Source organism: Streptomyces sp. NPDC001933 (genome assembly GCF_042890955.1).
GTDB lineage: Bacteria > Actinomycetota > Actinomycetes > Streptomycetales > Streptomycetaceae > Streptomyces.
Map to the genome: position 1 here is coordinate 6,613 of NZ_JBIASS010000056.1, position 7,761 is coordinate 14,373.

General features: G+C 69.2%; 11 protein-coding genes and 1 pseudogene. 4 read left to right on the forward strand and 8 right to left on the reverse strand.

Features of this window, described 5'->3' with window-relative positions; genetic code table 11:
* Positions 1–630: 630 nt before the first annotated feature.
* Positions 631–1,293, reverse strand: a complete 663-nt coding sequence (locus ACFYY7_RS43540; RefSeq protein ID WP_388671433.1) for a terpene synthase family protein — start codon at positions 1,291–1,293, stop codon at positions 631–633.
* A 307-nt stretch (positions 1,294–1,600) separates the two neighbouring features.
* On the opposite strand from ACFYY7_RS43540, the gene ACFYY7_RS43545 reads away from it, so the two are divergent.
* The 3 genes from ACFYY7_RS43545 (at position 1,601) to ACFYY7_RS43555 (ending at position 3,151) form a co-directional block, all read left to right on the forward strand.
* Entirely contained in the window at positions 1,601–1,984 is a 384-nt protein-coding gene (locus tag ACFYY7_RS43545; protein WP_388671436.1) for a hypothetical protein, read from the forward strand.
* Between the two features lie 299 nt (positions 1,985–2,283).
* Positions 2,284–2,886: a hypothetical protein gene (locus ACFYY7_RS43550; RefSeq protein ID WP_388671439.1), complete on the forward strand. Its 603-nt coding sequence runs from the start codon at positions 2,284–2,286 to the stop codon at positions 2,884–2,886.
* A complete protein-coding gene (locus ACFYY7_RS43555; RefSeq protein ID WP_388671442.1) occupies positions 2,864–3,151 on the forward strand; it encodes a hypothetical protein in 288 nt (95 codons plus the stop codon). Before ACFYY7_RS43550 ends, ACFYY7_RS43555 begins: the two co-directional genes overlap by 23 nt.
* Here ACFYY7_RS43555 and ACFYY7_RS43560 read toward each other — a convergent pair.
* The 6 genes from ACFYY7_RS43560 to ACFYY7_RS43585 form a co-directional block, all read right to left on the reverse strand.
* Entirely contained in the window at positions 3,144–3,719 is a 576-nt protein-coding gene (locus ACFYY7_RS43560) for a hypothetical protein (RefSeq protein WP_388671445.1), read from the reverse strand. The two genes, ACFYY7_RS43555 and ACFYY7_RS43560, sit on opposite strands and share 8 nt — an antisense overlap.
* Positions 3,716–4,270 carry a hypothetical protein gene (locus ACFYY7_RS43565; RefSeq protein WP_388671448.1) on the reverse strand — a complete coding sequence of 185 codons (555 nt, stop codon included), beginning with the start codon at positions 4,268–4,270 and terminating at the stop codon, positions 3,716–3,718. The genes ACFYY7_RS43560 and ACFYY7_RS43565 overlap by 4 nt, the downstream gene beginning before the upstream one ends.
* Positions 4,271–4,553: 283 nt before the next feature.
* Positions 4,554–4,793 (reverse strand): hypothetical protein, encoded by a 240-nt coding sequence (locus tag ACFYY7_RS43570; protein ID WP_388671451.1) that lies wholly within the window; start codon positions 4,791–4,793, stop codon positions 4,554–4,556.
* The gene (locus ACFYY7_RS43575) at positions 4,793–5,011 is read right to left on the reverse strand and encodes a Tn3 family transposase (RefSeq protein ID WP_388671454.1); all 219 of its coding nucleotides are present in this window, start codon (positions 5,009–5,011) and stop codon (positions 4,793–4,795) included. The genes ACFYY7_RS43570 and ACFYY7_RS43575 overlap by 1 nt, the downstream gene beginning before the upstream one ends.
* A 644-nt stretch (positions 5,012–5,655) precedes the next feature.
* A complete protein-coding gene (locus tag ACFYY7_RS43580; protein ID WP_388671457.1) occupies positions 5,656–5,847 on the reverse strand; it encodes a hypothetical protein in 192 nt (63 codons plus the stop codon).
* A 100-nt stretch (positions 5,848–5,947) separates the two neighbouring features.
* On the reverse strand, positions 5,948–6,082 hold the full coding sequence (locus tag ACFYY7_RS43585; protein WP_388671459.1) for a hypothetical protein: 135 nt from the start codon (positions 6,080–6,082) through the stop codon (positions 5,948–5,950).
* 426 nt (positions 6,083–6,508) lie between these two features.
* On the opposite strand from ACFYY7_RS43585, the gene ACFYY7_RS43590 reads away from it, so the two are divergent.
* A complete protein-coding gene (locus ACFYY7_RS43590) occupies positions 6,509–7,603 on the forward strand; it encodes a cytochrome P450 (protein ID WP_388671462.1) in 1,095 nt (364 codons plus the stop codon).
* Between the two features lie 22 nt (positions 7,604–7,625).
* On the opposite strand, the pseudogene ACFYY7_RS43595 reads toward ACFYY7_RS43590, so the two are convergent.
* Positions 7,626–7,761 (reverse strand): annotated as a pseudogene (locus ACFYY7_RS43595) (IS5/IS1182 family transposase); the annotation flags it as partial.

Here is a 7,761-nt window from a genome sequence, read left to right on the forward strand (position 1 = left end):
CGTCCACCCCCCCGGCCCCGGGGGCCCCCCCCACCCCCCCCCGCACGGTACCGCCCCGCCCCTGAAAATAGAATGAACGGGGGGGCCCGCGGGGGGGCGGGGGGGCCCGACTACAGGGATCAGGACGGGCTTGCGCGTTCGGCTTCGGTGGCCTGGTAGCGGTAGGGCTTCGTGCCGGTCTGGAGCAGGGTGCAGCGGAAGGTGATGCCATCGGCGATGGCCCCACCGCCTTCGCTATCGGCGCCGCACTGCCGCCCCCGCTGATGTCCTCCGGTTCGCCTCCGCGTGCTCCATGACCAACCGGCACGACCGGACCGTAGCCAGCTGTCACGACGGCGGCTCAGTGGAGGCCTACGTCCTGCTGGATCGGCCGGAGCTGACGGCGGGCGCAGCCCGGAACCTGGTGTCGCTACGCCCCTGGCAACCACTCGCGGTCACCACGAGCACTCAACAGCTGAGGAATACGCGACTCCCGATTACGCAAGGTCGCTACCCCTACTGGGGCGACACACGGGTTTTCGGCTTACCGAAGTCTGTTGAACTCCTTGAGGTCACCCTTCTCGTCGAGGCTCAGAGCGCCGGTCGGGGTCTTGAAGGCGCCGGTGGCCGACAGCCCTGCGTGCGCTGGGATCACTTGTGTGTGGTCGCAGGTGCGTCCTCGTAGCCGGAGGAGACGGCAAGGAAGGTGGCCTGACGGTCGTAGCGGGTGGTGCCGTCGGCCATCCAGTCAAAGGTGCCACGGAGGATGTGGCGCATCGCCTGGACGTAGGTGTTGGCCGAGGCACGGTCGGCCGGGCTGAGCCCGAGGTCGTCATAGTGGGCGGGCAGCCGATCGGTGAGCTGGAGGAAGCGTTCGCTGGCGTGGCGGACCATTGCCTGGATGTCGGCGATGGCCTCGTCGCGCGTGCGGCCGGCGGCTTCGAGCACCAGCACCATGTTGTCGACTTCGCCTCGGATTTCCTCCCGTTCGACGGCGAAGACGTCATTCGGCAAAATAGCGAGCTTCGTCGCCTCCTCAAGGAGTGCGCGGGCGTGTGGCGTGTCCAGGAACCACTCCGGGGCCCGCCAGCGCTCGACCCGTTCGGCGACAGCAAGGGCCAAGGGCAGTCCGGTGGTGATGCGCCGCCGCTGGAGGTATTGGTCGGCGGTCGGCATCGTGCGGCGGATGCGGTGGTCGAGATAGGCGATGAAGATCACGGTGTGGTCGTGGCGGATGCGCTTTCGCCACGCTTCCGGGGCCCGCACTTCATCGGTGCTGCCGACCAGGTTGTTGACGAGGCTGAGGAGGGCCATGTGGTCGGCGGCGAGGTCGAGGTCCTCTCCGCGGGCATAGGGGGTTCATTGGACGTACGCGGCGCCTGTCGTCATTCGTTTGCCGACAGGCGGGTGGCGGTGGCGGCTTCGGGGCCCGGTCTGCCTGCTCGCCCCGTTGGATGTATCTGTACCGCTGGGGCCGTGTCCGGACAGGCGCGGGACGTGCTCCTGCACGCGGCTGGAATGCGTCTGTGGGGAAGATCGTCTGGTGGTGCTGGAGCGGATACGCTCCGCCGGAGTGCGCACCGGCATGAGGCTGGTGCGTTTTTCGGTTGTGGAGGGTGTCATGCGAGGTTCGCGTCGGGTGGTCACGGTGGTGGCCGCGTTGGTGATGGCGGCGGGGGCGACGGCGGCGAGTTCGCCGGAGGCGGCCGTGGGTTCGGCCGTGGCGGTGCAGCGGAGCGCGGAGGCGCCCGTGGTCCGGGCGGCGGGTGCCGAAGCTGCGGAGGCCGCGGAGTGCAGCGGGGCAGCAGGGTCTTCGGGTGTCTCTCCGGCGGGGCTGATCCCGGACAGGTGCGCGGCGTGTGTTGCGGAGTTGGGGCAGGAGCTCTGCTGTCTGACGAACTGGAAGTGCTGCGGGAAGGCTGCGCGTCCGGCGGCCGAGGAGGCGGTGGCGGAGCCGAGGCGGCTGCGTGAGCAGGAGCCGCGCGGGACGCCGGTCCGTATCTAGGGACTCCGGCCTGTGTGTGGGCTGTTTTCCGGCTAATGTGGCGTTCCGGTGCGGGTGAAGCAGCCAGGTTGCGGTGACTGACGTTCTGCCGTCCCGTGCGAGTGGATCATGTGGTGCGTGTGGCCGCGCCGTCCCGCGGCTCCCACGTCCGTGTGGTGATGCTCGCGAGGAGGAAACGTCATGGCGTCAACTGTGGTGTCCCTGGGTGGTTCGTGCGGTGGCCGGCCCGGGGTGGTGGCTCTGGACAGCCGGGTCGGGGTGTTCATTCCCAGCGCGGACACCGGAACCCTCCAGGTGGCGTGGGGGACGAGAAGAACGGCTGGGGCCCCTTCGAGGACCTGGGCGCCCCGGCGGACACTGCCCCGTTCCTCGCGGTGGCCGGTGACGGCCGGGTCGGCGTCTACTACATCGGCCCGGACAAGGACGTCACCTACTTCGGACAGAATCCCGACCGGTCGGGGTGGACCGCCCCCGCCTCCACGGGCGCCAGCCTGCGCCGCTATCCGGTGGTCGCCCAGTTCCAGGACGGGCGCCCGTTGATCTTCCTGATCGGGACGGACGGCGCGCTGTGGCACGTGTGGACCGACGCGCAGGGCCCGGAGGGCTTCAAGGCCATCGACACCTTCGGCGGCGGGAACGCCGCCTCGATCGCGGTGACCCGTGGCCGTGACGGGCGGCTGGCGTTCTTCCACGCGAACACGGCGGGCGAGGTCTATGTGATCCGTGAGACCGCGCCCAGCGCCGGATGGGGGACTTCACCAAGTCGTTCGACGGCGGTCATGACATCGCCGCCGCCACCCAGCCCGACGGGCGGATCGCTGTCTTCTCCGCCGCTGACGGCAGGGCCCGCATCCATGTCGAGGAATCCCCCGGCGGCGCTTGGGCACCGGCCCTGGAGGTGAGCCTGCCCGGCGGGAAGCCCGTCCGCGGCGACTCCGCCGCCCTGATCACCGACAGCGACGGCCGCCTCTTCGCCGTCTGGGGCGGCCAGGGCACCATCGCCGTTGCCCGCAGGACGACATCAACGGTGCCGCCTTCACCACCTCCAAGGTCGCGGGCACGGAGAGCTACCTGCTCCAGCCCGCCGCCGTGGCAGGCCCCGGCAAGGGCGTCTCCCTCGCCTACACCGCACAGGACGGCACCGCCGCCTACGCCAGCCTCACCTGAGACGTGACCTGGGTGGCAGCGCCGCCGTGACCGGCACCCGGCCTGCCCGGCTTCCGCAACGCGCTCGTCCTGCGGAGGTCCGGTCCGGTCGCGTCCCGGCCAGGGCGAGGGCACGGGTGCCGGGTGCGCAGGAGGTGTCGAGTTCGGCCCGCTGACCGGCTGCCAGGGCGCGGGCGCTGCCGCGGCGGGTCGGGATGAGGGAGGCGGCGGCCTTCGCCCAGGCCAGGTCGGGGGTGATGCCGATGAAGCGGGCGAGGCGGGTCAGTTCGGCTGTGGGGTCGTCCAGGAGCTGTTCGTAGGAGAGGGTGGTGCCCTGGCCGGGCGGCAGGGAGTCCAGGAACTCCACGCCTTCGGTCACCAGGGTGGACCACAGGTCGCCGAATGCCGACAGGGGCATGGGGCGTTCGGTGATCAGGGCGGGGTCGAAGCTCTCGCCGAGGAGGGCCGCGAGGTCTGGTGGGAGATCACGGACCTGCTCGGCGGTGAGGTCCGCGAGCCGGGTGACACCGCACCGCCGGTGGATCTCCCGCAGCAGGGTGATCGCCCGGAACCCGACGTGGCGGCTCATTGACAGGGCACAGTCGGGGCCGTCGCGGAACATGTGGACGAACCGCGCCTCGGGGAACGAGGCCCGCAGGAGCGGGGCCAGCTGGTGGAATACCTCGAACGCTCCACGGCGTGGTGACGACTGAACCGGGTGCCGAAGTGGTCGAACAGGGCCCGGTGATGGTCGGCCGCAGCGCGTTCGGGCCATCCGGGCACCACAGCAGCCAGCTCGTCCAGAAGCCCGTCGGGATCGTCGGACAGGTGGGGCAGCACCATCAGCGAAAGAGCCGGGACACCCGCCGCCGAACTGTTGTAGCGGCCCTGGGGCAGCCGGTTGTAGAGGAACTTCGGCAGCGGAACCCCGCTGCGCAGCATCCGCGTATAGACCGGGGTCGGCTCGGACAGCGCACGCCAGAACCCCGCCCCGTGAACCGGCCCCTCCGGGAACGCCGCCCAGGCCACGGACGACATGTACTTGTTCAGACTCAGCACCTCGGGGTGCGCCGCCATGATCCGGGACAGCGCGGTCGACCCGCTGCGCCCGCTGCCGATGACAAACGTCAGACTTCGCATGTGCTGGTCCTCCGGACGACGAATGGCCCTTGATTTCCGAGCCGGTACGGGCCGGCGCTCACAAGCGGACCCGGTCTCCACCCGGCATCATGATCATTTCCGAGGGTAGCCGCGACCCCGCTCCCTGGTGGGGAAACGGCCGAACCGCCCATCGGCACGGCCCGGCCCGGCCCTGTTCCCCTGGACGTCACCGGACAGCGGCGGTCTGCCACGTCCGGGTCCCCCAAATGGGTGCACGTTCGCCAGAAGGTGTTCGTGCAAGTCGGTGGGAGCGCATACCGGGTCAACGCCAGCCGGGGCTCCGAGATGACGCTGCGCCCTCACCCCGAGGCCCTCCGGCCAGTTCATCGGCGGAGGCACGCGGGCCCGGCACGGTCCGGACAGTCAGGTCAAGGTCGAGGCGCCGGTTCATGTCCAGCTCGAACCGTCCGTACGGGTTCACGTGCGTCCAGAACAGCGGGGAGAGCGCGCGCCGGTCTGCTTCGGTGAGGGTGTACTTCGGGTCGGCGAGGACCTGCTGCATCAACAGCGTGTTGCGTGGACCAGGGCGGACTGGAGCAGGTGCAGCGCGAGCATGCTGACCTCCTGGGATTCCTTGTTGGTCCCAGCTAGGTCGCCGTCCTTGCCGTAGAAGAGGTCCTTGTTCGCAGAGTTCCAGTTCTCCACGACCTGGAGCCCCTCGTGGCTCTCGCGCCGCATCTCGACGTCCGCGAGGTAGTCGCACACGAACGCTGTGCGCACCGCGCGCCCCAACTCTTCGATCGCCTGGTACGTGGGGTGACCCGTGGGTGCCGCCTAGCTGTTGCCCTGTACGTGTCCGGCCGGTCAGACCAGCTTGAAAGCGGGGAACGGGACGACAAAGGATGCCTTCTCGCCCGGGTAGACATCCTCCACCGCATCGTTGCAGTTCAGGTCGGCCCGGAGACCGTGACGCTTCCATCCACCGCATCGGCCGCCGCAGGACCGACACTCAGCGCCAGGACGGCCCCCGCGGCGGCCAGTGCCGTGACAGTACGTTTCATGTTGTGCCTTTCCTCCGGGATATCCGGTATGCAAGGATGCTCCATGATCTCCGCCGTCCTGGGGTCCAGCAAGACCCTTACTGGTGGGGCGGGGGGCACTCGCGTGCGCTGTTCGTCACGCGTGCGCCCCCGGTACCACCCCCACACCGAGGACATCCGCGCCCTCCGGGGCGTTCAGGCACGTACCCCGACAACCGCCGGTGGGAGTTCTCGCTTTCGTGTCCGGGATGGTTCTCAGTTCGATGTCCGGCCTTGGGCGCTGTGGCGCGGGCCGATTCGGGTGTTTCTATGGGGCGTTTAGGAGTGGTGGACGGGTGCTGTTGCTGGACAAGTAATGAGGATTGGCTGGTCACTGGGTGAGGATTACCTGGTCGGAGAAGTGAGAGCTCCCAACGTTCCGAAGGCGTGGGCGATGTCCTCGCCGCCGGGGGCCGGCCACCGGTCCGGATGCCCGGCGGCAGCGACGAGCAGGGCCTGTACTGCCGTCCGCGCCTGCGCGGACGGCAGTTCGTCCATGACCTCGGCAGCGAGCCATTCCAGCCGGACGTCACACATCCCGAGCCCCCTGGTGATCGACAGAGGCAGCACGCTACGACGCGCCCGCCGCCCTTGCCAGGGCCTGTGGATAACCCCGCCGCGGCGGCCTCCCATCCGCTCAGGGACGCTCCTCGGGCTCGGTGACGACGAACTCCTCGCCGTTCCACCACACGACCGCCTCCCGGACTCCGTCCGGCCCACTCCGGGCCGCCCGCACCAGCTCGACCCGGCCCGCCATGCTCCAGCCGCGCACCGCCCAGTACGGGTGGGCACTGATCAGGCACGGCTGGACGGGCCTGTTGTCGAGCGTAGTTCGCCTCAGCCAAGCATCTCCGGGACGCGTTCGTCCTGAAAGGTGAACTGCGGTCGCTTTCCTGGCGCTGGGGGAGCTCCGTCGAAAGTATGGCGGGCGGAGTCCGGTGCACGGGCGTTGATCCCGGAGCCGTGAATGTGCGTCTTCATCTGTTCGGTGTGGTCTGGCTCTGCGGGTTTCATCGGCTCCGAAACGCAAGGCAGGTTGTTGGGCAACCCGTCTCTTCGGCATGAACCAGGAGGACGCGTGTCCGTCTCGGATGACCCTACCGGGGGCCCCGCGGTCGAGGAGGTGCAGCCGCTGCATTGTCTTTCGTTCGCGGAAGTGGGGCCGCCCCGGCGGACCTCTGTCCCCAACGGAACAGAGGTGTGGCTGGTCACCCGGTACAGCGATGTCCGGCAGGTTCTGATGGATGCCCGGTTCCAGCGGTCTCTGCTGAGTGCTGAGGATGCCCCGGCGCTCACCGGCACTCCGAACCTGCTGGACGCCCCGGGCGGATTGATCAACATGGACTGTGCCGAGCACCTGCGTCTGCGCCGTGTGGTGCAGCGGGTGTTCACACCGCGGGGCGTCAAGCGCCTGCGTCCGTGGGTGGAGCAGGCGATCGACCGGCTGCTGGACGAGCTGGAGGAGCGGGGTTCGCCGGCAGACCTGATGGCTGGCTACGCCGCGGCGGTGCCGAATGCGGTGATGCGGCATCTGATGGGTGTGCAGGACCTGGAGGACGATCGTCTCAGGCGCTGGGCCGAGCATGCCGTCTCCGATACCTCGCGCAGTGCGGAGGAAGTGGCCGCCGGCCTGAGGAATCTCATGGAGTTCTCCGCCGATCTGCTCGCGGAGAGGCGAGCGGCGCCGGGCGAGGACCTGGTCAGCACCCTGGCCCAGGCTGCCGATCAGCAGGGCGGGGTGCCAAAGGCGCATCTGGCCAACCTGGTCGGGGGGCTGGTGGTGGCCGGCCACGACACCACGATGACGATGCTGGGCAACTCGCTCCTCTACATTCTGGGTGAACGGCCCGAAGTCTGTCAGCGGCTGGCCTCCTCAAAGGAGGCCGCCGGTGCACTGGCCGAGCGGTTGGTGCACCTGATCCCGCTGGGCAGGAACCCGGAGAAGCCGGGCTGCCTGCGCCGGGCGGCGCAGGACACCGAGATCGGGGGCGTCCTGGTCAGGGCGGGTGAATTCGTAGCCGCTGACATCGGCGCCGCCAACCGCGATCCGTCCGTTTTCACTGGCAGCCCGTTCGACGACCTGTTCGCCCCGCTGGAGAGCCCGACCCTTTCCTTCGGCGGAGGAACGCACTACTGCCTGGGCATCTGGCTGGCCCGCGCACAGCTGGAGATAGCTCTCCACCGGCTGGCTGCCCGGTTCCCCGGCCTCCACCTGACCATTGCGGTGAGGGAGACGGAGTGGCGGCTGAGCACGACGACCCGCAGCCCGCTTCGCCTGCCGGCCGCCTGGTAAGAGGTCGTTTTCGTCCGATGTTTCATCCCGAGATGGGATGTTCTGTGGCCTTCTTCGGGTCGCGCCAGGAGATGGTGTTCTCATTGGTGAGGCGGCGGGCCATGAGGTCGGTCATGGCAATGTGGATCACGGCTTCGGAGCGGGCGGGCAGGGTTTCG